Raw genomic sequence first — 21,302 nt, 5'->3', positions numbered from 1 at the left:
GGAAATCAAAAGAAGTAAATTTTAACATCAGCATTTTGCTGAATCCGGCATAAGCGCCTGATCTTACAAAACTAATGCTTAAAGCTTACATAGATAATAATTTTCTTGATTATAAATGAAACTTTTTCCCAGACTTTGCGTCTAATAGTATGTTTTGTTTCTGGGGATGCCAAGACTTAAGCTCATGCCGCCTTGGGAGGGCGGCTGTGTTTTTGCTTGGAGTAATTTATCGTGCAATCCATGCACTAATAGAGATCCAATATTGAGAAAATGGGAGCAGAAGGAGTCATACCATGAATCTTAAAACCCTGACCTTAGCAGCCGCATTAACTGTGGCTCAGGTTGCTTCTGCAGTACCGGCGTTTGCCGCATCTGCAGACACAGTCAAAGGAACTGTTGTCAGTACTAAAGCTTCATCAACGGCAGCCGCGGCAACATCCAGCTCTTCACCTGCGGCGGTCTCAACAGCCGCTCCGAGCGCCTCACCATCGCCGACAGCCGCTACCGCTTCGCCAATTACAGGAGTGGACACCCAGCCTTCCGTTGATCCGCTGGCATCTGCAAGCACGGATGTTCCGAGCGCCACTCCATCTCCGGCATCAACGGATGCATTTCCAACAACCAGTGCCACTCCTACAGCAACGCCGGTTCCGGCCAGCAATGCGGGTACGGGGCAGCTGGTACTAATGATGAACAGCAACAAAATGTATCTGAACGGCCAAGAATATTTGGCAGCACAGCCAATGGCGGTGAAGAACGGCGTCTCCTATGTATCGATCCGCGCCATGGTGGAACGGGTCGGGCTGACGCTCACATACAATGGTAAAACGAAAGAAACCATTATTATGAAAGACGGCAACGAGCTCCGGTTCAAGACCGACAGCAAATGGTATACCGTCAACGGAAAGACCACTTTGATGAAGGGACCGGCTTATCAGTATAAGAATACCTTCATGATTCCACTAACTTCGATTACACAGGCGCTTGGGCTGAAGTACTCCGTGGATAACGTGCAGAAGAGAGTCATTATTAATCTGCAGACGAAACCGAAGGCTTCGTTCACGGTGCAGCCGGCAGAGATTTTTGCCGGAGAGACGACCGTTGATTACGTAACCTACAACAGCGCTTCTAACGGAGCGTCGATTGTTCAGGAGCAATGGGAAGGGCGTCAGGAGATCTTCGACCAGCCGGGCTTCTATACGGTGAAATATTCCGTAATGGATTCCAACGGTCTCTGGAGTGATCCGTATTCGGTGACGGTTACGGTTCTGAAGCCCAATCAGCCGCCTGTGGCGCAGTTCACAACCAACAAGGACGAGTACAAAATGGGCGAGCCCATTACGATCACCGATCTGAGCTCGGACCCCGACGGCGACGCATTGACCGAGTCTTGGAACAACCGGGCGCAGGCGTTCTTCAACCCGGGTCCGGTAGCCATCCAGTTGACGGTGACGGATACTCACGGTCTCAGCAGTACGTTTGAGAAAGTCATCAACATTACGAACGAGACGCTGTATTCGCGGGATGACTTCAACAAGCTGTTCATTCCACTTGGTGATCTGTATGCGTTCGACGGTTCGCAAATCCCAAGCTGGAACAAAGTCTCTTACACCACCAGCTCTGAGCCGGTAACGCTGATCCGAAGCAACAGCCCGGAAACCGTATATTCGGACGGCATTATGTATCAGGAGACAGCAATGGGCAGCACCCGGATTATGGTGCATCATAAGAACTCGACTTCAACCAATAAGAAGATGTACGTCATCGCGACCAATGATAACATCTATCCGGCCAATATTACGACACAGTACTCCGGATTTGGCGGACCGAGCGAATATCCGACAGCGACGGGTAAAAAATCGATCGATACGTACTTCCAGTCCATGCTGACCGGAAGCGCGACTAGCACAGTTACTCTTCAGCCTGGTGAGAGCAAAGCTGTTCTGACCACGATTAATAATGTGACCGTTAAGCCCGGACAGGTTATTTCGCTGATGTCCGATGTGTTCAGTGATTATCCGGTGAAGTATTCCGTTATCATGATCGACTCGGATAAAGACCCGCTGCTGACACTGCCGACACTTGGCTATCTGGATCGTGACGGGGTTCATAACCGGGGCACTTATCCAAATGCCAACCGTATCATAAATGTGACCGATGCGGTAGGGGCAACGCCGTCCCGTCTTGTTATCGGCGATAACAACAGCGATCCGAATCTGCCGGGAACAGATCCATTGTCCGGAACAGATGCATCGAACTCGGGGAACTTTGGCGTCGTATACAAAATTACATTGAGCCATGTTGCTCCGAATACGCTGATCACGCTTAATCCGCGAGGAGGCAAGTATCAAGGACCTCTGCTGATCAACGGCAACATTATCGAAGCGCCGAACTCCGGTGCGGTTGACGCTCCGAACCAGACGAGCGTTCTGTACCGTACAGGAAATCTGGAACAGACCGTAGAAATTGTCTTCACCGCAGCTTCAGGAAGCAATCTTCCGGTCAATCTGTTGTTCATGCCGCTTCCGGCACAGAAATCTTATTAAGCATAACGCCATCATTTCACAACCGGCAGGCCCGCTTGGCTACAAGCGGCCTGCCGGTTTATTTTGGGCGTGAAGAGACAAAAATGGTGAGAAGCCGCCGACTATACGCAAAGGGATGTACTTCATTGACGCCGGCTTTCTTTTGAGTCATTATTAATAGATGGGCTGCACCCATGAAATCGGAGCACTAGGAGATGAGCTAATGCTGTCGACAGACGAAATTCTGCAAGCCATGTCGGAGCAGGGATTGCGAATCACCGATCAGCGCAAGACGCTTGCCAAATTGTTCGGCGAAACATCGGGATATTTGTCCGCTAAGGATGTCTATAAGCATATGGAATGCAAGTACAGCGGGCTCAGCTTTGATACCGTCTACCGGAATTTGCGGGTCATGGAAGAGCTCGGCGTGCTGGAACAGATTGTCTTTGAAGACGGCATCAAATTTAAATCCAGCTGCAGCCAGGACCATCACCATCATCATATGATCTGCCTGCAGTGCCAGAAGACGTACCCCATTTCATTCTGTCCAATGAATATGACGGATACGCCTGAGCAGTTCCGGGTGGTCAAACATAAATTCGAAGTGTTCGGTTACTGCCGCGAATGTGAAGAGGCCGCCTCTGAGCTGAAGACTGCTGCGCACTCCGAAGAGGAACATTAATATGGGAATCGGACGCAGAACGGTTCAGGCGCCGATCCGGTTCTACCGGCGCTTCATTTCGCCGCTGAAGCCTCCGACCTGCCGGTTCTATCCGACCTGCTCGGCATATGCCCTGGAGGCGGTGGAGGTGCACGGACCGGTTAAAGGCTCGCTGCTTGCGGCCAAGCGAATCGCCAAGTGTCATCCCTTTCACCCGGGAGGGCTAGATCCGGTTCCGCCGGCCAAGCCGAAAGGTGAGGGCGGCCGCCGTGAAGCAGCTGGGCGGACTTGACACAGCAGTGATGTTTTGGGTATATTTTCAATGATGAATACAAGCTATATGCATTTCCGAAGAACGGATGAGTACATCGGGGACGCCAGTACAGAGAGCCGGGGCAGGTGCAAGCCGGTCTGGAACGCCAGGTGGAAGATGGTCCGGGAGGAACCGCCCGCAAGTCAGAAGGCAGCGTCAGTTTAGACCTTCGATAAGCCGGCGGCGTGATCCAGCGTTAATGGGCGGTTCCCTGGAAGGAACCGGTTGAGCCTGCGCTCCGCGAGGAGCACGGGGAAGCTTGGGTGGTAACGCGTGAGACAACTCTCGCCCCAATAGGGGACGGGAGTTTTTTTATTTTGGCAATGAAGAAAGGATGACGGAAATGAGCCAGGAGAAGACTTTTTATTTAACGACACCGATCTACTACCCGAGTGACAAGCTGCATATTGGACATGCGTATTCAACGGTAGCCGGTGATGCGATGGCGCGGTACAAGCGTCTGCGCGGCTATGAGGTGCGCTATTTGACGGGTACGGACGAGCATGGGCAGAAGATTGAACGCAAGGCAGAAGAGGCTGGCAAGACGCCTCAGCAGTTCGTGGACGATATTGTCGTCGGGATCAAGGATTTGTGGAAGAAGCTCGACATTTCCAATGACGACTTCATCCGGACAACGGAGGAGCGTCATAAGAAGGTTGTTCAGGATATTTTTGACCGGCTGCTTCAGAAGGGCGATATTTATAAAGGGGAGTACGAGGGCTGGTACAGCATTCCGGACGAAACCTTTTACACGGAAACCCAGCTGGTGGACATCGTCCGCGACGAAGACGGCAACATCATCGGCGGCAAAAGCCCGGACAGCGGACATCCCTGCGAACTGGTCAAAGAGGAAAGCTACTTCTTCCGGATGAGCAAATACGCGGACCGTCTGCTGCAGTTCTATGAAGAGAATCCGGAGTTCATTTTGCCGGAATCGCGCAAGAACGAAATGATTAACAACTTCATCAAGCCGGGACTCGAGGACCTCGCCGTCTCCCGTACGACATTCGGCTGGGGGGTCAAGGTCAAGGGCGATGAGAAGCATGTTGTATACGTCTGGATCGACGCGCTGACGAACTATATTACCGCACTGGGCTATGGCTCGGATGACGACAGCCTGTATCGCAAATACTGGCCGGCCGATGTCCACATCGTGGGCAAAGAAATCGTCCGTTTCCACACGATCTACTGGCCGATCATCCTGATGGCTCTGGGCGAGCCGCTGCCGAAGAAAGTGTTCGCGCATGGCTGGCTGCTGATGAAGGACGGCAAAATGTCGAAGTCCAAAGGAAATGTCGTGGACCCGGTAACGCTGATCGACCGCTACGGCCTTGATGCGCTTCGTTATTACTTGCTGCGCGAAGTTCCGTTCGGTTCTGACGGCACATTTACGCCGGAAAGCTTCGTTGACCGGGTCAACTACGATTTGGCGAACGACCTCGGCAACCTGCTGAACCGTACTGTCGCCATGATCGACAAGTATTTTGGCGGCGAGCTGCCGGCCTATGAAGGCCGGGTGACGGATTTCGACGTTGATCTGGAGAACACAGTGAGCGCAACATACGCCAAGGTGGAAGAAGCTATGGAAAAAATGGAATTCTCCATCGCCCTGTCCGCCATCGGCTCGCTCGTCAGCCGGACGAACAAATACATCGACGAAACCCAGCCGTGGGTGCTGGCGAAGGAGGAGAGCAAAACCTTCGAGCTTGCATCCGTCATGAGACATCTCGCAGAAAGTCTGCGCTCCGCGTCGATCCTGCTGCAGCCGTTCCTGACGCAGGCTCCCGCGAAGATCTGGGAGCAGCTCGGCGTGCCGGCGGGCGAACTGACCGCCTGGGACAGCGGCAAGACGTTCGGCCTGATTCCGGCCGGAACGAAGCTTGTGAAGGGAGATCCGATCTTCCCGCGCCTCGACGTGGAGCAGGAGGTCGCCTACATCGCAGCGGCGATGGGCGGCGGCAAGAAAGCGGAGGAAGCGAGCGCAGCGCCCGCATCCGAGAGTGCACAGCCGGCGGCGGAAGAACCGGAAGAGCATAAAGAGGAAATCGGCATCGACGATTTCGCCAAATGCGAGCTGCGGGTAGCTCAGGTCATCGCCGCCGAACCGGTGAAGAAGGCGGATAAGCTGCTGAAGCTGCAGCTGGATCTTGGATATGAGCAGCGCCAGGTCGTATCGGGCATCGCGAAGTTCTATACGCCGGAAGAGCTGGTAGGGCGTAAGGTGATCTGCATTACGAATCTGAAGCCGGTGAAGCTGCGCGGCGAGCTGTCGCAGGGCATGATTCTGGCGGCATCCAAGGGCGACCAGCTCACGGTGGCGACTGTGCCGGATTCCATGCCGAACGGCGCAATCGTCAAGTAATCATACGGCGGGAAGTGAGACACGCCATGAGCGGCTGCTTGAACATGCAGCCATAGAAATGCTATAAGCATATGAAGCGGAGATCCCGGGCGGTTTGACAGCCCGCAGGGATCTCCGTTTGTTTTGTGAGAAGCCAGAATGGTGGTTGAAGCTGATGTTGCCAAAGAAAGCTTTTTAAATATATATAGAGTGTTGAGAGCTAAGGTATAAACTATCAGATTCCGTGGAGAATGATTAGTAAAAGCGTTGACTTATCGTAATGATTACTATTATAATTCGGAATGGTAAAGATTACGATTTAGGAGGACCACAAGAGATTATGCAACGAAAATGGATTAAAGGCTGGGTTTTGCCTTTTGCGCTGCTGGCGGTTATGTTGGCCGGATGCGGCCGGGGGAGCAGCGGGACGATCGTGGAAGGCAAGGTTAACGTCGTAACGACATTCTACCCGATATATGAATTTGCGAAGGAAATCGGAGGAGATGATGTCAATGCGATCAACCTCCTGCCGGTAGGTGTAGAGCCGCATGACTGGACGCCGCGAAGCCAGGATATTGTGAACACATCCAAAGCGCAGCTGTTCCTGTACAACGGTGCAGGACTGGAAGGCTGGGTTCCGAACTTCCTGAAGTCGCTGGAGAGCGACAGCCAGGTGCAGGCGGTAGAAGTCAGCAAGGGCGTGGATCTGATCAAGACGAACGAGGAAGAGGAAGGTCATGACCACGGTGACGGCGAGGTGGAGGATTCCGGCGATACGCTGCACACCGATCCGCATACATGGGTCAGTCCGAAGTCGGCGCTTATTATGGCGAAGAATATCAAGGATAGCCTTGTGAAGGCCGACCCGGCGCATCAAGCGAATTACGAAGAGCGATATGAGGCGGTGGCGGGCAAGCTGAAGGACCTCGACACCAAGTTTGAGACGGAATTAGCCAAGATGCCGAACAAGGAGATTGTCGTATCCCACCAGGCGTTTGCTTATTTATGCCGGGACTACGGATTGACTCAACATGCAATTATGGGGCTGTCTCCGGACGCCGAGCCGACAGGCCAGGATCTGGTGAAGCTGGCGGACATGGTAAAGAAGGACAAGATCCGCTATATTTTCTTCGAAGAGCTGGTGTCCGACAAGCTGGCCAAAACGCTCGCATCCGAGGCGGGGGTATCCACCATGGTGCTGAACCCGCTGGAGGGACTTACGGAAGAGCAGGAGAAGAACAACGAGAACTACTACACATTGATGGAGAAAAATTTGCAAAATCTCATTCTCGCTTTAAAATAAGGATGAACGCCAACAGGAAAGGGGGCATTTCTCATGCTTCCGGAATCACTGGACTGCCACAAGCATATGATCGAGATCAAGAACCTTTCATTCTCATACGGAGAGCAGAAGGTTATATCCGATCTGAATTTTACGGTCAGAGAGCGGGATTTTGTCGGGGTTATCGGTTCGAACGGAGCTGGTAAATCCACGCTTCTGAAGATGATCGTCGGGCTTCTTACACCGTCAGAAGGTGATATCAAGCTGTTCGGAGAGTCTGTCCGCAAGTTCAGGGACTGGGAACGGATCGGCTACGTGCCGCAGAAGAACGCATTTAACCCGCTGTTTCCCGCCACCGTGCGCGAGGTTGTCTTGTCGGGATTGTATAATAATAAAAATGTGTTCCGGCGCCTCTCGCGCCAGCAGCAGCGTAAATGCGACGACGCGCTTGAGGTAATGCGCATCCAGAACATTCAGGACAGACGGGTCGGTATGCTGTCCGGCGGCCAGCAGCAGCGTGTCTTTCTCGCCCGCGCGCTGATCAATCATCCCGATCTGCTCATCCTGGACGAGCCGACAGTCGGGATCGACGTTGAAACCCAGGCCGCATTCTTCGAGCTGATCACCCATATGCATGCCCATCATCATATGACCTTTCTTATGGTATCGCATGATATCGATATGATCCGCAATTATCTCGGGCATGATCCGATCCAGCGAAACGGGAAGATCAATTTCTACTCCCATCATTCGCATGAGCTGCAGAATTGCGCTGCCGAGGATCTCCAGCATTCGCTGACTTGATAAGCCTGAACCCGGGGGGGTTGAGAGGAGAAACAGAACTTGGATATTTTATTCAGCGGTTTTTTTCAGCGGGCGCTTGCGGGCGGTCTTCTGATCGGTATAACAGCCCCGCTAATGGGCGTTTTTCTTGTGCTCAGACGTCTGTCGATGATTGGCGATACACTGGCGCATGTGACGCTTGCGGGGGTGGCGGTCGGCTTTCTGACCGGTTTTTATCCGCTCGGAGCAGGACTGATCTTCGCCGTCGCGGCGTCGTTCGCGATTGAAAGGCTCCGTAAAGCCTATAAGACGTACGCGGAGCTGTCCATCGCTGTCATTATGTCGGGGGGAGTGGCGCTGGCTTCGCTGTTTTTTACGCTAGGAAAAGGGTATAACGCGGATGTCATCAGCTACTTGTTCGGCAGCATTTATACACTAGACACCACGGATCTGCTTGTGGTTGGGATCGTGACCATTGCCGTCGTGTCGGTAATCGCCGTGTTCTTCAAGGAGTTTTTCCTGCTGAGCTTTGAGGAAGATGCCGCAAGCGTAAGCGGGCTGCCCGTTAAGATGCTCAACATGCTGATTACGATCTTGACGGCGCTTGTGATCAGCACAGCCATCAAGATCGTTGGCTCGCTGCTGGTGTCGGCTCTGCTGACGATCCCCGTCGCCATCAGCCTGCTGCTGGCGCGCAGCTTCAAGACCTCCGTTATTCTGTCCGTCGTCATCGCCGAAATAGCGGTGGTCGCCGGCCTTGTGATCGCGGGGATCTGGAATCTTGCCCCGGGAGCCACAATTGTGCTTCTGCTGATTGCGCTGCTGGTGCTGATTCTGGCCGGAAAGAAAGGATTCTCCGTCTGATCGTTATGCAGATGCAGGATGCTTCGAAGCGGAAAGGAGAAGGGAGATGCCGGATGTCAATACGGGACTTGCTTTGGCTGCCGGACTGGCCTCGTTCATTTCCCCCTGCTGCCTTCCGCTGTATCCTTCCTACTTGTCGTACATAACCGGCCTGTCGGCCGGCCAATTAAGAGCGGGGGAACAGCGCCGGAGCGCCCGTCTGCACACGATGAGCCATACACTGGCCTTTATCCTTGGATTTTCCGCCGTATTTTATTCGCTGGGCTTCGGAGCCGGGCTGTTCGGCCGGGTCTTTGCGGAGCATCGTGAACTGATCCGGCAGCTGTCCGCCATTCTGATTGTGGGAATGGGGCTGTTCCTGCTCGGTGTCTTCCAGCCGGCTGTTTTGATGCGTGAGCGGAAGCTTGAGATTGGCCGGAGACCTGCCGGATATATCGGTTCTTTTATTTTCGGGATCGGCTTCTCGGCCGGGTGGTCGCCCTGCATCGGTCCCATTCTGACGGCGATTATCGCTTTGTCGGCAAGTGAGCCGGGGTCGTGGCTCAGGCTGATTACGGCGTACAGCATCGGTTTTGCGCTTCCCTTTTTTGCCTTGGCCTTTTTTCTGGGAGGGGCAAGGAGGCTGCTAAAATACTCAGTGGTATTTATGAAGGCAGGGGGCACGCTAATGGTCTTGATGGGCGTCCTGCTGTTCACCGATCAGATGTTCCGCATTACAGTCTGGCTGCAAAGCATGACGCCGGAGTGGCTCAAATTCTGATCTTGATATTGTTGACGTTTATGTGAAACAGCCGGTTTGGTCTGTCGAAATTTGATCTGTCAAAAAAAATGCCCTCAAATGCGCTCTGTGATCATTATGGTCACAGGGCGTCTTGCCGTTTGCCCGATACGTGAATCTATTCGGACACTGGCGCATCTATCTTTTCATAGGGAGAAAAGGCTGCGGTAGCCGAGAAAAAACGCCTGATTCAGCAGGGAAAGATGCAGGCAGAAGGCGGTTTCGACTTGCCAAGCGCGGGCTGAAACATGTATCATGGTTTAGACAGGTTTGGCTTTGAGCGCCATGGTTATTATAGAAAAGAGGTAATTGCATGCCAACACCCAGCATGGAGGATTATCTGGAGCGCATCTACAAGCTGATCGATGAAAAGGGCTATGCGCGGGTTTCGGACATTGCAGAGGGACTGGAAGTGCATCCTTCGTCCGTTACTAAAATGATCCAAAAACTGGACAAAGATGAGTACCTGATTTACGAGAAATACCGGGGGCTTGTGCTTACCACGAAAGGCAAGAGAGTCGGTAAGCGTCTGGTTGACCGGCATCAGCTGCTGGAGGAGTTTCTCGCCATGATCGGGGTACAGGAGCAGAATATCTACAGGGATGTGGAAGGAATCGAGCATCACCTTAGCTGGGATTCCATAACCTGCATTGAGACGCTGGTGGAATTTTTCCGCCGGGACGAAGCGAGGCTGAAGGCGCTCAGCGACATTCAGCAGGAGCTTCTCAAAGAATCCTGATCCGGGCTTTGCCCTATTACGTGAATTAAATAACGAAGAGAAACGGACCTATCCTTCCGGGTATCGTCCGTTTCTTGCTGATTGACGCAACTTTTTCCAGTTTCCTTCGTCCAAATGTGTAGCAGAGAGAGAAGCTGCAACCTTATGGGGAGGAAACATGAAACGAAAAAGTTGGATTATCGGACTACTGCTAATCGTACTCATGATGCCGTTCGTACAGCCGGGAGCCGCCCATTCGGCAGCTGCTTCCATTACACTGGAACTGGACGGTTCAACTCTGGCATCTGAGGTGCCGCCTTATTTGAATGCCAAAAATGTCACGATGGTGCCGCTCGGTGTCATCAGCAAGGGTCTGAAAGCCGGCGTTCAGTGGAACCAGAGCACCAAGACGGTAACGGTTACCAAAGGCGGAGACGAGCTCAAGCTTACGAGCGGTAAGAGCAGCGCGCAGGTGAACGGCGCTTCCGTCGCTCTCGACAGCTCGGTTCTGATCCGGCAGGGACGCGTCATGGTCCCGATCCGTTTTGTTGCGGAGCAGCTTGGCCTCCAGGTTGTCTGGAACAAGGCGGAGCAGCTCATATCCTTGTACACGCTTGCCGAGGTTCCCGACGTTACGACCCCGGTGACTCCAACCGTGCCGACTGTCCCCAGTGTTCCATCGCCAACGGTGCCGACTATTCCCGGCACCGGCAAGGCGATGAAGGGGGTCTGGATTTCCACGGTATTCAATCTGGACTGGCCTTCGGCATCGTCTGCGGGGAAGGCGGACAAGCAGAAGCAGGAATACACAGCGCTGCTTGACAAGCTGCAGGCTGTCGGCTTCAACGCAGTTTTTGTACAAGTGCGTCCGTCGGGCGACAGTTTGTATCCCTCCGCGCTCGTGCCCTGGTCGAAGGTGCTTAGCGGCACGCAGGGCAAGGACCCCGGTTACGATCCGCTCGCTTTCATGATTGAGGAGACGCATAAACGCGGCATGCAGTTTCACGCCTGGTTCAATCCGTTCCGCGCGACTACCGATGGCAACACATCCCAGCTAGCGTCAAGCCATATCGTCAAGGCGCATCCCGATTGGGTCGTACAAATGAGTAGTAAAGCGGATAATAAATACTATATCAATCCCGGAATTCCCGAAGCCCGGCAGAGCATAATCGATACGGTGCTTGAAGTGGTGAAGGGTTACGATATTGACGGCGTTCATCTGGACGATTACTTCTACCCGTCCTCTTCTTTTCCGGACGACAGCACATATAAAGCTTATAACGCCAAGGGCATAGCATCCGTAGCCGATTGGCGGCGAGACAACATCAACGACTTCGTGCAGCAGCTCGGCGCCCAGATTCACGCGGTGAAGCCGGCTGTCTCCTATGGCATTAGCCCTTTCGGAGTGTGGCGCAACAGCAGCAAGGACAGCACGGGTTCGGATACCAAAGCGGGCGTAAGTGCCTATGACGACATGTACGCCGATGTGCGGATGTGGATCCAGCAGGGCTGGGTCGATTATGTGGCTCCGCAGATTTACTGGAGTCTCTCCTTCAACACAGCCAGATACGACAAGCTGGTCGATTGGTGGGTGAACGAGGTGAAGGGCACCGGCGTCAAGCTGTACATCGGACAGGCGGCGTATAAGGTGGGAGCTGCCGATCAAAGCGCCGAGTGGCAGAGCGGCCAGCAGATCATCAACCAATTGAAGTACAACGAAACCTACAGTGAGGTCCAGGGAAGCATCATGTTCCGCGCCAATGATATAACCGTACGCAATCCTGGCGATTTGACGAGCCTGCTGACTTTTTATTTTAAATCATGAACCGGAAAGTTTAAGACATCAAAAAACCCCTGTGCTCATAGATAAGCAGTAGAATCTATGGGAACGGGGGTTTGTCGTTCATGGAAATCCACGCGGTGTTTGAAGGCGGAGGGGTCAAGGGCGTATCGCTTGCTGGAGCGGTAAAGGCTTCGGAAGAGGCCGGGGTAACCTTCAGCCGGGTGGCTGGCACCTCTTCAGGCTCCATTGTCGCTTCGATGCTTGCTGCGGGTTACGACGGTGCAGGAATGAACCGGATCATTCGCGCAACATCGTTCCGGTCGTTCATGAAGCGTTCCCCGGTCTTCAACACCCGGATTATTGGACCTCCTCTAAGAGTGCTTCTGAAAAAAGGACTGTATTCCGGGGAAGCGCTCGAATCCTGGATTCGCGGTGTTCTGGAGAGGAAAGGAATCGTCCGCTTTCGTGATCTTCCTTCCGGCAAACTGTCCATCATCGCTTCCGACATAACGAACGGCAGACTGGTTGTGCTGCCTGATGATTTGCCGTCATACGGAATAGAGCCGGGTTCATTCGAGGTTGCAAGAGCTGTGCGCATGAGCTGCAGCATTCCCTATTTCTTCGATCCGGTGATGTTAAGATTGAGCGCGAGAGCATCGCAAGGCAAAAGCTTTGCGGAACAGTTCGTCTATATGGTCGACGGCGGCCTGCTCAGCAATTTCCCGATGTGGCTGTTCGATGAAGACACGAAGGAAGGCGGACCGCAAGTTCCGGTGGTCGGCTATCAGATGGTCGGCCGGGCGGAGCCGCATCCGAACCGGATAACAGGACCGTTCAGCATGCTGCAGGCGCTTGTGGAGACGATGCTCTCGGCGCACGACGAACGATATATCGAACATGAAAAGGTTGTCCGTACCGTCAAAATTCCTACACTCGGCATCGGCACTGTCCAGTTCGAGCTTACCCCCGAGCAGAGCGATGCCCTGTATCAATCCGGCTATGAAGCCGGGCGCGAATTTTTCCGGAAATGGCGACCCGGCCCTCACGCTTGAGCGCCTCCAACAAGACGAGCGGCGCATTCGGATTGAATGCGCCGCTCGTCTTGGCTGTGATCGGATTAATGATATTTGGGCAGCTGTTCATCATCATTCTTGCCTTTGCTGCCTTCGATGACTCGAAACGGATACGTCTTGCGTTTGGCCGCTGTTGGCGGCTGGCTCTTCCGAATGCCGGCAACCTTGGCCATCGTCTTCTGGGAAGGCTTCACCTTGCGGTGCTGACGCCCTCTGCCTCCCCCAAGCCGCCCCATCTGGTATCTGTACAGCAGAAACAGGAGCAAGATCATAACGACCGGAATAATAAAGCCTTGCAGCGAAGCCAGTCCTTGGCGGAGAAATCCGGACACGAGTCCGATCGCCGCCAGAACAATGGCGCTCCAGAATACAACAGCATCCCGTTTCATAGCCCACTCATCCTTTCGCAGGGTCCAATATGCCTCCGGTTACATTGGTTTGCTCATACCCCTTGGCTTCGATGGCTGCATCCAGCTCGCGCATCCGGTTAAAGGAGGCGATGGAGACTTCGACCTGATCGTCCTTCGGTTCCTTGGTGGTGAGAAGCTGAAGCCATAGTCCGGGATACCCGAGATAGCGCAGCACGGGGATTTCGCGGACAGCGTTCGTTCCCTTCAGCACTTCAAAGGAGACGCCGATAACGACCGGGAGCAGAATCAGGCGCTGGACGACGCGCTGCACCAGATTGTCCCAAGGGGCAAGTGAATAAATAATAACACCCAGCACAATCGTCAGCATCATGAAGCTGCTGCCGCAGCGATAATGCAGCCGGCTGTGCTTCTGCACGTTCTCTACCGTCAGTTCATCGCCCGCTTCAAAAGCGCTGATTACCTTATGCTCCGCGCCGTGATACTGAAACAGCCTTTTAACGACCGGAGTCTGGGAGATGGCCCACAGATAGACAAGCAGCAGTACGAGCTTAATGGCTCCTTCAATCAGGTTGTGCAGAATGTAGTTGTCGAATGCGTTGCCGAACAAAAAGGATTCGACAAATACAGGCACGAGCGTAAAGATGACCTTGCCGATAATGAAGGACAAAATCCCCATGACTGCGACCCCCAGCATCATGCCGAGACTCCAGCCTTCCTCTTTCTTCTCCTTCTGCTTCTTGGACTCTTCCTTAGGCCCGCCTTCGTCCTCGGCATAAGCCTCGGCGGAATAGTTCAAATGCTTCGATCCTTTGGCGCTGGCATCTATAATACTGACAAGGCCGCGAAGGAGCGGAATCTTGCGCAGCTTAAGTACCCAGCTCTTCTCGCTTCTCGGCACCTCCAAAAATGTGATTTCCTGATTCTTCCGCCTAACGGCCGTCACGTTGACATGCTTGCCGCCGAACATCACGCCTTCGATGACGGCTTGACCGCCGTAGCTCGGAGTTTCCTGGGACAACCAATTCACCTTCCCGCAAAAAAAAGTAGTGTATCCTTCTATACATTATTATTGTAACGAATTTTTGTTTACATTTCTACTTGGAACGCCGCGGCTTGTGCATACTAATCTTAAATGTGCAGCCGGATCTATCCGGAGCCTTCAAAAATGAAAGAGAAACGGGGACTGGTATGATGGGAAAAGTGGCCGAACAGCATAAGCCGATGACGAATCCGCTGTTTTTTGCAATAGAGACCGGGTTTTTCGCCGGTTTGATCTGGGGCGGTGTACGCTGGCTCTTTTATGCCATTCATTTTACAAAAGTGGTTCCGGGATTTCTCGGCGAGCCCTTCTTTAAGCATAAATTTCTGCTTACAACGGCCGGGCAGCTTGCGGGCTATTTGCTGTTCATCGGGTTCTCCGTTCTGTGCGCCATTCTGTATACTCTGTTGCTCCGTAAAGTTAAAGGTCCTTGGCTGGGCATGGTATACGGCGTTCTATGGTGGGCGATCCTGTTTCTGACATTATCCTGGCCGCTTCTGCGGCAGCCTCCGTTCCGGCTTCCCTGGAATACGGTCATTACGGAATTCTGCGTCTTTCTGCTCTGGGGACTGTTCATCGGATATACGGCTGCCAATGAATTCACCGACGAACGCAAGCGGGATGCAAGCACCGGAATGGCGTAATCGGCGGCTTCTAATCCGTATTCAGAGCCGCGCACAAAAAACTTCTCAGCCGCAGGCCTGCTATGCTACAATATAATGTGGCTATTTTCGAGAGGAGAATGTGATTATGGGCAACAACCGGGTCTCCAAACTGCGGAACGTAGTGCAGGATCACGGACTGGATGCGATATTGATTACAAGCGGCATTAATCGCCGCTACTTAAGCGGGTTTACCGGTTCCTCCGGATATGTGCTCATAACGGAAGAGGAAGCCTATCTGTTGACCGATTTCCGCTACATGACCCAGGCCTCCGAGCAGTCGAAGGGGCTAAAGGTTGTGCAGCATGCGCCGAGCTTTGTGGATACGGTGAGAGAACTGCTGCCCAAGGGAGGCAATTGCCGCCTCGGTTTCGAGCAGGATGATGTCACCTACGGTTCCTATGCCTCTTACGCGGAGGCGCTGAAGCCGGCAACGCTCGTTCCGGTGTCGCAGGCGGTCGAGAAGCTTCGCATGTTCAAGGATGAGGAAGAGCTTGCCGTTCTGAGACGGGCGGCTGATCTCGCAGATGATACTTTCCGCCATATCCTGAAAGTGATCAAGCCCGGTATGACCGAGCGGGATGTCGATCTGGAAATGGAGTTCTACATGCGCAGCCACGGGGCAACGGCTTCATCGTTCGATACGATCGTAGCTTCCGGGGAGCGCTCGGCTATGCCTCATGGTGTGGCCAGTGAGAAAGTGATTCAGAAGGGCGATATCGTAACCTTCGATTTCGGCGCACTGCTGGACGGCTACTGCTCGGACATCACGCGTACCATCGCCGTTGGCGATCCCGGAGCGAAGCTCAAGGAGATTTACGAGATTGTGCTGGAATCGCAGCTCTATGCGCTTGAGCATATCAAGCCGGGCATGACTGGCCGGGAAGCCGACGCGCTGGCGCGCGATATCATCGCTTCCAAGGGCTACGGCGACGCCTTCGGCCACAGCCTGGGCCATGGCCTAGGTATGGAAGTGCACGAATGGCCGCGCCTGTCCATGCGGAGCGACGATGTGCTGGAACCGGGCATGGTCGTTACGGTTGAGCCGGGTATTTATGTGCCTGGACTCGGCGGCGTCCGAATTGAAGACGATGTGGTCGTGACGGCGACCGGGGTCGAGAAACTGACTCATTCGTCCAAGGATTTCACCGTTCTGTAATTTTGCGGACGGACTCTTGCTTTAAGAGCGGGAGAAAGGGTTTAATGTTCTCATAAGAACATGCTATTCATGTGAATTCAGGAGGGGTTAATTCGTGATTTCTGTTAACGATTTTAAGACAGGCCTGACCGTCGAGGTAGACGGCGATATCTTCACCGTGCTGGACTTCCAGCACGTTAAACCGGGTAAAGGCGCGGCGTTCGTCCGCTCCAAGCTCAAGAACCTGCGCAACGGCAACACCGTTGAACGCACATTCCGCGCCGGCGAAACAATCGGCCGCGCCGTGATCGAGAACCGCGCTGTGCAATACCTGTATGCGAGCGGCTCCGAACATGTATTCATGGACAATCAGACTTATGACCAGTTCAGCCTGGAAGCTGGCCAGCTGGAATGGGAGCTGAATTTCCTTAAAGAGAACATGACCGTTAACATCGTCAGCTACCAGGGCGAACTGCTCGGCATCAATCTGCCGACGAGCGTGGAGCTGAAGGTTATTGAAACCGAGCCTGGAGTTAAAGGCAACACGGCTCAGGGCGCTACCAAAGCGGCCAAGCTGGAGACCGGCCTGTCGGTTCAGGTACCGCTCTTCATCAATGAAGACGACGTACTCTTGATCGATACGCGCGAAGGCAAGTATATCTCCCGCGCATAAGCTTCAAGCTTGAACCTTCAATAAAGCGAATAAACGATTTACCGGAAACCCGCGCCATGTGCGCGGGTTTTTTTGCTTTTTTTTATAACGCCACATGCGATCATCAATGGATATCACTCCGCCCGACTTCAGCCTAGCAGAAATAACTGACGAGGAAAGTTGGAGATATGTAAATATAACGTCATTATACTTTACGCGAGTAGCGATAAATGTGAAGTTTAGACAACATTTTCAGAACATTTCATGAATGCAAAAGGAAAAATGTAAAATATTCTCACATATTTTCATAGATTTTTCTTATATGACGTGTAAATGATCTTGTTTGATCTAAATATATCTAAAAATAATAAATATAAGTTTGATAAAACGATTCATTCACAGAACGGAAGCTATGAATCACTTAAAAATAATCAAACATAACAAAAAAAGGGGTCGCGGATGAAGGGCTTGAAATTAAGAATAATCTTTGGCTTGCTGATTGTTATCCTGATTATCCCTGCCGCGTACGGCCTTGAGGGGCTGGACCGGAGCAGAGGCCTTAGATCAGGGGCCATCATTAAGGTACAGGATGAAAGCTCAGGCTCCCTGGTGGCGCTTATGGGGATCGACGTTCTCAAGTCGCTGATGGTTCAGCAATTCCCCGATGATGATTCTGCTGAAGGGCCGACGCTGCTGTATGTCATTGGAGCCTCCGGACTCAGCGGATACGAGCAGGTGGAGGTCAAGGGATTGAAGGGCGGAGAGAAATTTCTCGGAGACAAGAAGAATCTGAGCGGACCTTACGTACTTGCCCTCAACGAGCGCGGCACAGCGGATCTTGTCTGAGCTGAGTCACGTAAGCTTCAGGTATGGAGGAGACCGGAAATCCGGGGAAAAGGCTCTTGACGACATCTCCTTGACTGTAGATAAAGTCGAATTTATTGCAGTTGTGGGGGAGAATGGATCGGGAAAATCAACGCTAGTCCAGCATATGAACGGTTTTCTCTGTCCGGATGAGGGCGAGGTGACGGTGCTGGGCGGGAAGACCTCGGACGTTCGCCACCGCTCCGGCTTGTGGCGCCGGGTCGGACTGCTGTTCCAATACCCTGAACGTCAGTTGTTCGAGGAGACCGTGATCCGGGACGTATCCTATGGGCTAAGGAATTAAGGAAGAATGTGGATATCGAATGGGGGAAGAGTGGGAAAGCCGCGGGCAAGATCCTCATTTTTTTGCAAAATAATTAACGCAACGGGTCACTTTCGTATTATACTGGTTTAAAGCGGGAAACCGAGTTTTTTACATAGAACTGAAGTTGGGAGTGAATGAGGTTTTGTCACTTTATGTCATGAAGTTCGGAGGTAGCTCCGTTGGCGATACCGAGCGTATGAAGCGGGTTGCCAAACGCATCGCGGATAAGCAGGATGAAGGCCACCGCTGTGTTGTGGTTGTGTCCGCCATGGGAGATACCACTGATGATTTGATCGATCAAGCGAAACTGCTGAACAGCGCGCCTCCTGCCCGTGAGATGGATATGCTGATGGCCAACGGGGAGCAAATCTCCATTGCGCTTCTGTCCATCGCCTTGAACGGCATCGGGCGGGAAGCCGTATCGTATACAGGCTGGCAGGCAGGCTTCCGGACGGACCCTACCCATGGACGTGCCCGGATCAACGAGATTGTACCGCGGCGTGTGCTGGAAGCGCTGGAGAAGAACAAAATCGTCATCGTCGCCGGATTCCAGGGAATGACACTTGACGGTGAAATTACAACGCTTGGACGCGGCGGCTCCGATACAACGGCCGTTGCGCTTGCGGCTGCCATCAAAGCCGATGTGTGTGAAATTTACACTGACGTTGACGGCGTCTATTCCACAGATCCGCGGATCGTGAAGAATGCCCGCAAGCTGAATGAAATTTCATATGATGAAATGCTGGAGCTCGCCAATCTCGGCGCCGCCGTTCTCCATCCCCGTGCGGTGGAATATGCGAAGCGGTACCAGGTGAAGCTGGTTGTGCGGTCGAGCTTCAATTATAATGAAGGCACTGTAGTGAAGGAGGAAGCAAGCATGGAGCAGGGAGTGGCGGTCAGCGGGATCGCTTATGATAAAAATGTGGCCCGGATCAGCATTTCCGGAGTTGCGGATGTGCCCGGGGTGCTGGCCCAGGTGTTCGGTAAGCTTGCCTCGGAAGGCATCAACGTGGATATTATCGTGCAGAGCGGAGTTCAGAACGGAGAGGCCGACTTCTCCTTCACCGTCTCACTGGATGAAATGGAACGGGCGAAGGAAGTCATCCGGGCGATCCGCGAAGAGCTTCCTTATCGTGACGTTACTTCGGAAGATAATCTCGTCAAAATTTCCATCGTCGGCGCGGGCATGGTCAGCCATCCCGGCGTAGCGGCGCAAATGTTCGAAGTGATTTCCGGGCTGGGCATCAGCATCAAGATGGTCAGCACCTCCGAAATCAAGGTCTCCTGTGTAGTGGAAGCCGGACGTCTGCAGGAGATTATCCGGGCGCTGCATACAGCTTATGAGCTGGATACCGACAATCAGGTCTTTGTTGGCGGTCCGCAGGATCGCCGTTAAGCTGCTAACCCAAGCCTGAACACTAATGATGGTATGAAGGCTCACGGCGTTTTGGAACGCTGTGAGCCTTTTGCTGATTATCATTAAACCGAGTGATTGACGATTGCCAGAACGATTGCCTGAATATGAAGAAGACCGGTTACGGGGCATTTCATGCCTGCGAAACCGGTTTTTTTCGTGCATTCCACAACTATGTGAGGTAGAGAGTCTGCTACCTGTTCATCCCCCTCGCTATGTTCCTCAATACTAGCTTACTACCTCATACTTCTCTCTAAATTAACCTGCAATTGCTTTATCTCCGCTCGGCCGACGGCTCTTCCAATCAAGGCTATGAAATCAGGCCAGCCGTTTGAATCTGCCGAGAATCTCGACCGTCTCCAGCACGTTCACAAAAGCAGTCGGGTCTACCGACATCACCGCTTTGCGCAGCTCGGCCAGTTCGTATCGTGTTGTCACGGTCATCAGCATCGTATTGCCTTCATGGCTGTATCCGCCCTCCGTATTGACGACGGTAACACCGTGCGGAAGCTGGTTGAGCCGTTCGAGCATCTCATTCTTATGCTTGGTCACGATGAAGCAGGTCAGCTTGACGTGCCGGATATGAATCAGATTGACAACCCTGCTCTTGACGAAGACACACAGCATGGCGTACAGCGCGGAATCCCAGCTCTTCATGAAGCCGAGTGTCAGGATGACGACTCCGTCCATGACGAACAGCACTGTTCCAATCGGCACGTCACGCTTGCGGGTAATGATGGAGCCCAGAATGTCGAAGCCCCCGGATGAACCTCCGGCGCGAAGCGAGAAGCCGACGCCTCCCGCGATGATCACACCGCCAAAAATACTGGCGAGGATCGGGTCCTTGGTCACTTGAACCTGGGGAATAACAGCCAGGAACCAGGTGGTAGAAGCGACACAGAGCATGCTTAGTCCGATGTATTTTTTGCCGACGGCGATGAAGCCCCAGATCAGGATCGGCAAATTGATCGCGAAATAGATCGCGGAAATATACTTGGGGTTCGTCAAGTACCCGAGGACGGATGCCGCCCCGGCTACTCCTCCGCTTAGCAGCTGGTGAGGAATCAGGAACAGCTTGAGTCCGGCTGCGACCAGCAGGGCGGAAAATACGGTTACTGCGGCGTCACGAACCGTACGTGACAGATTTACGGCTGTGGTTGACATGGTCGATGTGCGTGTAGGCATGAAAGCAATCCTTTCTGTTTATGGATGATAGAATCGATATCCAAAAAATATTTTATCACACTGAATATTTTTTTCTATCATTATTTTGTGAAAAATATCCGCCTTCATTGTAATTAGGTTGGTTTCCCATCCTTGCTTTTATGCCCGTTGTCCCATTTTTCGTAAACCGGCCTGTCTAAATCGCGAGCAAGCCGCATATTCATGAACAGATAGCGTGAAGCCGGAATGCCGGAATCTGTGGAAAAGGAGTGAGTCGGAGATGGACAAGTATGTGAGCTGGATGGCCGGTTTGCGGATTCTGTCCGGGAGCGTCGAGATTTTAGCTGCATTGCTCATGCTTAGACTAGGCCGGGTGGACAGGGCACTTGCCGTGAATTCGGCGCTGGCTCTTGTCGGACCGACGGTGCTGATCCTGACGACAACAATCGGCCTGTCGGGTATGGCAAGGGAATTGTCGCCGGGGAAGCTGGCATGGGTCTTTATCGGAGTGGCGTGCCTCTTATTCGGCATTTTGAAGAAATGATAGATTGG

At 53.0% G+C, this 21,302-nt stretch carries 22 protein-coding genes; 18 read left to right on the top strand and 4 right to left on the bottom strand.

The window, feature by feature from the left end:
* Nucleotides 1-337 precede the first annotated feature (337 nt).
* Entirely contained in the window at nt 338-700 is a 363-nt protein-coding gene (locus PSTEL_RS28545; protein ID WP_245624977.1) for a hypothetical protein, read from the bottom strand.
* Here PSTEL_RS28545 and PSTEL_RS17675 point away from each other — a divergent pair.
* The 11 genes from PSTEL_RS17675 to PSTEL_RS17625 all read left to right on the top strand — a co-directional run bounded on the left by PSTEL_RS17675 (nt 687) and on the right by PSTEL_RS17625 (nt 13,100).
* Entirely contained in the window at nt 687-2,546 is a 1,860-nt protein-coding gene (locus PSTEL_RS17675) for a copper amine oxidase N-terminal domain-containing protein (protein ID WP_245624976.1), read from the top strand. The two genes, PSTEL_RS28545 and PSTEL_RS17675, sit on opposite strands and share 14 nt — an antisense overlap.
* A gap of 202 nt (nt 2,547-2,748) precedes the next feature.
* Nucleotides 2,749-3,207 (top strand): Fur family transcriptional regulator, encoded by a 459-nt coding sequence (locus tag PSTEL_RS17670; RefSeq protein WP_038697333.1) that lies wholly within the window; start codon nt 2,749-2,751, stop codon nt 3,205-3,207.
* Between the two features lies 1 nt (nt 3,208).
* On the top strand, nt 3,209-3,478 hold the full coding sequence (gene yidD / locus PSTEL_RS17665) for a membrane protein insertion efficiency factor YidD (RefSeq protein ID WP_038697331.1): 270 nt from the start codon (nt 3,209-3,211) through the stop codon (nt 3,476-3,478).
* A 364-nt stretch (nt 3,479-3,842) separates the two neighbouring features.
* A complete protein-coding gene (metG, locus tag PSTEL_RS17660; protein WP_038697330.1) occupies nt 3,843-5,861 on the top strand; it encodes a methionine--tRNA ligase in 2,019 nt (672 codons plus the stop codon).
* Nucleotides 5,862-6,180: 319 nt separating this feature from the next.
* Nucleotides 6,181-7,143, top strand: a complete 963-nt coding sequence (locus tag PSTEL_RS17655; protein WP_038697329.1) for a metal ABC transporter substrate-binding protein — start codon at nt 6,181-6,183, stop codon at nt 7,141-7,143.
* 33 nt (nt 7,144-7,176) lie between these two features.
* Nucleotides 7,177-7,926, top strand: coding sequence for a metal ABC transporter ATP-binding protein (locus tag PSTEL_RS17650; RefSeq protein ID WP_038697328.1), 750 nt, complete (start codon nt 7,177-7,179; stop codon nt 7,924-7,926).
* A 39-nt stretch (nt 7,927-7,965) separates the two neighbouring features.
* Nucleotides 7,966-8,769: a metal ABC transporter permease gene (locus tag PSTEL_RS17645; protein ID WP_038697327.1), complete on the top strand. Its 804-nt coding sequence runs from the start codon at nt 7,966-7,968 to the stop codon at nt 8,767-8,769.
* A gap of 46 nt (nt 8,770-8,815) precedes the next feature.
* Nucleotides 8,816-9,529: a cytochrome c biogenesis CcdA family protein gene (locus tag PSTEL_RS17640; RefSeq protein WP_038697326.1), complete on the top strand. Its 714-nt coding sequence runs from the start codon at nt 8,816-8,818 to the stop codon at nt 9,527-9,529.
* Nucleotides 9,530-9,860: 331 nt separating this feature from the next.
* A complete protein-coding gene (gene mntR / locus PSTEL_RS17635; protein ID WP_038697325.1) occupies nt 9,861-10,286 on the top strand; it encodes a transcriptional regulator MntR in 426 nt (141 codons plus the stop codon).
* 157 nt (nt 10,287-10,443) lie between these two features.
* Entirely contained in the window at nt 10,444-12,090 is a 1,647-nt protein-coding gene (locus tag PSTEL_RS17630; protein WP_038697323.1) for a family 10 glycosylhydrolase, read from the top strand.
* Between the two features lie 80 nt (nt 12,091-12,170).
* Complete coding sequence (locus PSTEL_RS17625; RefSeq protein ID WP_038697321.1) at nt 12,171-13,100, top strand: patatin-like phospholipase family protein; 930 nt, start codon at nt 12,171-12,173, stop codon at nt 13,098-13,100.
* A 65-nt stretch (nt 13,101-13,165) separates the two neighbouring features.
* Here the strand turns inward: PSTEL_RS17625 and PSTEL_RS17620 are convergent, their stop codons facing one another.
* Both PSTEL_RS17620 and PSTEL_RS17615 read right to left on the bottom strand, forming a co-directional pair.
* Complete coding sequence (locus PSTEL_RS17620; RefSeq protein WP_038697319.1) at nt 13,166-13,510, bottom strand: hypothetical protein; 345 nt, start codon at nt 13,508-13,510, stop codon at nt 13,166-13,168.
* A 7-nt stretch (nt 13,511-13,517) separates the two neighbouring features.
* The gene (locus PSTEL_RS17615; RefSeq protein ID WP_156996066.1) at nt 13,518-14,459 is read right to left on the bottom strand and encodes a DUF1385 domain-containing protein; all 942 of its coding nucleotides are present in this window, start codon (nt 14,457-14,459) and stop codon (nt 13,518-13,520) included.
* A 221-nt stretch (nt 14,460-14,680) separates the two neighbouring features.
* On the opposite strand from PSTEL_RS17615, the gene PSTEL_RS17610 reads away from it, so the two are divergent.
* The 6 genes from PSTEL_RS17610 (at nt 14,681) to PSTEL_RS17585 (ending at nt 19,568) form a co-directional block, all read left to right on the top strand.
* On the top strand, nt 14,681-15,175 hold the full coding sequence (locus PSTEL_RS17610) for a YqhR family membrane protein (protein WP_156995901.1): 495 nt from the start codon (nt 14,681-14,683) through the stop codon (nt 15,173-15,175).
* 106 nt (nt 15,176-15,281) lie between these two features.
* A complete protein-coding gene (locus PSTEL_RS17605; protein WP_038697313.1) occupies nt 15,282-16,352 on the top strand; it encodes a M24 family metallopeptidase in 1,071 nt (356 codons plus the stop codon).
* Nucleotides 16,353-16,446: 94 nt separating this feature from the next.
* Complete coding sequence (gene efp / locus PSTEL_RS17600; RefSeq protein WP_038697311.1) at nt 16,447-17,004, top strand: elongation factor P; 558 nt, start codon at nt 16,447-16,449, stop codon at nt 17,002-17,004.
* Nucleotides 17,005-17,475: 471 nt separating this feature from the next.
* Complete coding sequence (locus PSTEL_RS17595; RefSeq protein WP_169744601.1) at nt 17,476-17,829, top strand: hypothetical protein; 354 nt, start codon at nt 17,476-17,478, stop codon at nt 17,827-17,829.
* A complete protein-coding gene (locus PSTEL_RS17590; protein ID WP_052098626.1) occupies nt 17,822-18,151 on the top strand; it encodes an ATP-binding cassette domain-containing protein in 330 nt (109 codons plus the stop codon). The genes PSTEL_RS17595 and PSTEL_RS17590 overlap by 8 nt, the downstream gene beginning before the upstream one ends.
* Before the next feature lie 163 nt (nt 18,152-18,314).
* On the top strand, nt 18,315-19,568 hold the full coding sequence (locus PSTEL_RS17585) for an aspartate kinase (RefSeq protein WP_038697307.1): 1,254 nt from the start codon (nt 18,315-18,317) through the stop codon (nt 19,566-19,568).
* A gap of 336 nt (nt 19,569-19,904) precedes the next feature.
* On the opposite strand, the gene PSTEL_RS17580 is transcribed toward PSTEL_RS17585, so the two are convergent.
* The gene (locus tag PSTEL_RS17580) at nt 19,905-20,771 is read right to left on the bottom strand and encodes a YitT family protein (protein WP_084065146.1); all 867 of its coding nucleotides are present in this window, start codon (nt 20,769-20,771) and stop codon (nt 19,905-19,907) included.
* A 259-nt stretch (nt 20,772-21,030) separates the two neighbouring features.
* Here PSTEL_RS17580 and PSTEL_RS17575 point away from each other — a divergent pair, with 259 nt between their 5' ends.
* Nucleotides 21,031-21,294: a YqhV family protein gene (locus PSTEL_RS17575; RefSeq protein WP_038697305.1), complete on the top strand. Its 264-nt coding sequence runs from the start codon at nt 21,031-21,033 to the stop codon at nt 21,292-21,294.
* Nucleotides 21,295-21,302: the final 8 nt, after the last annotated feature.

Origin of the sequence: Paenibacillus stellifer, from assembly GCF_000758685.1 — a bacterium.
Taxonomy (GTDB): Bacteria; Bacillota; Bacilli; order Paenibacillales; family Paenibacillaceae; genus Paenibacillus_AQ; species Paenibacillus_AQ stellifer.
The sequence above is the reverse complement of the archived record's forward strand: the minus strand, read 5'-3'. Positions and strand labels throughout refer to the sequence as shown.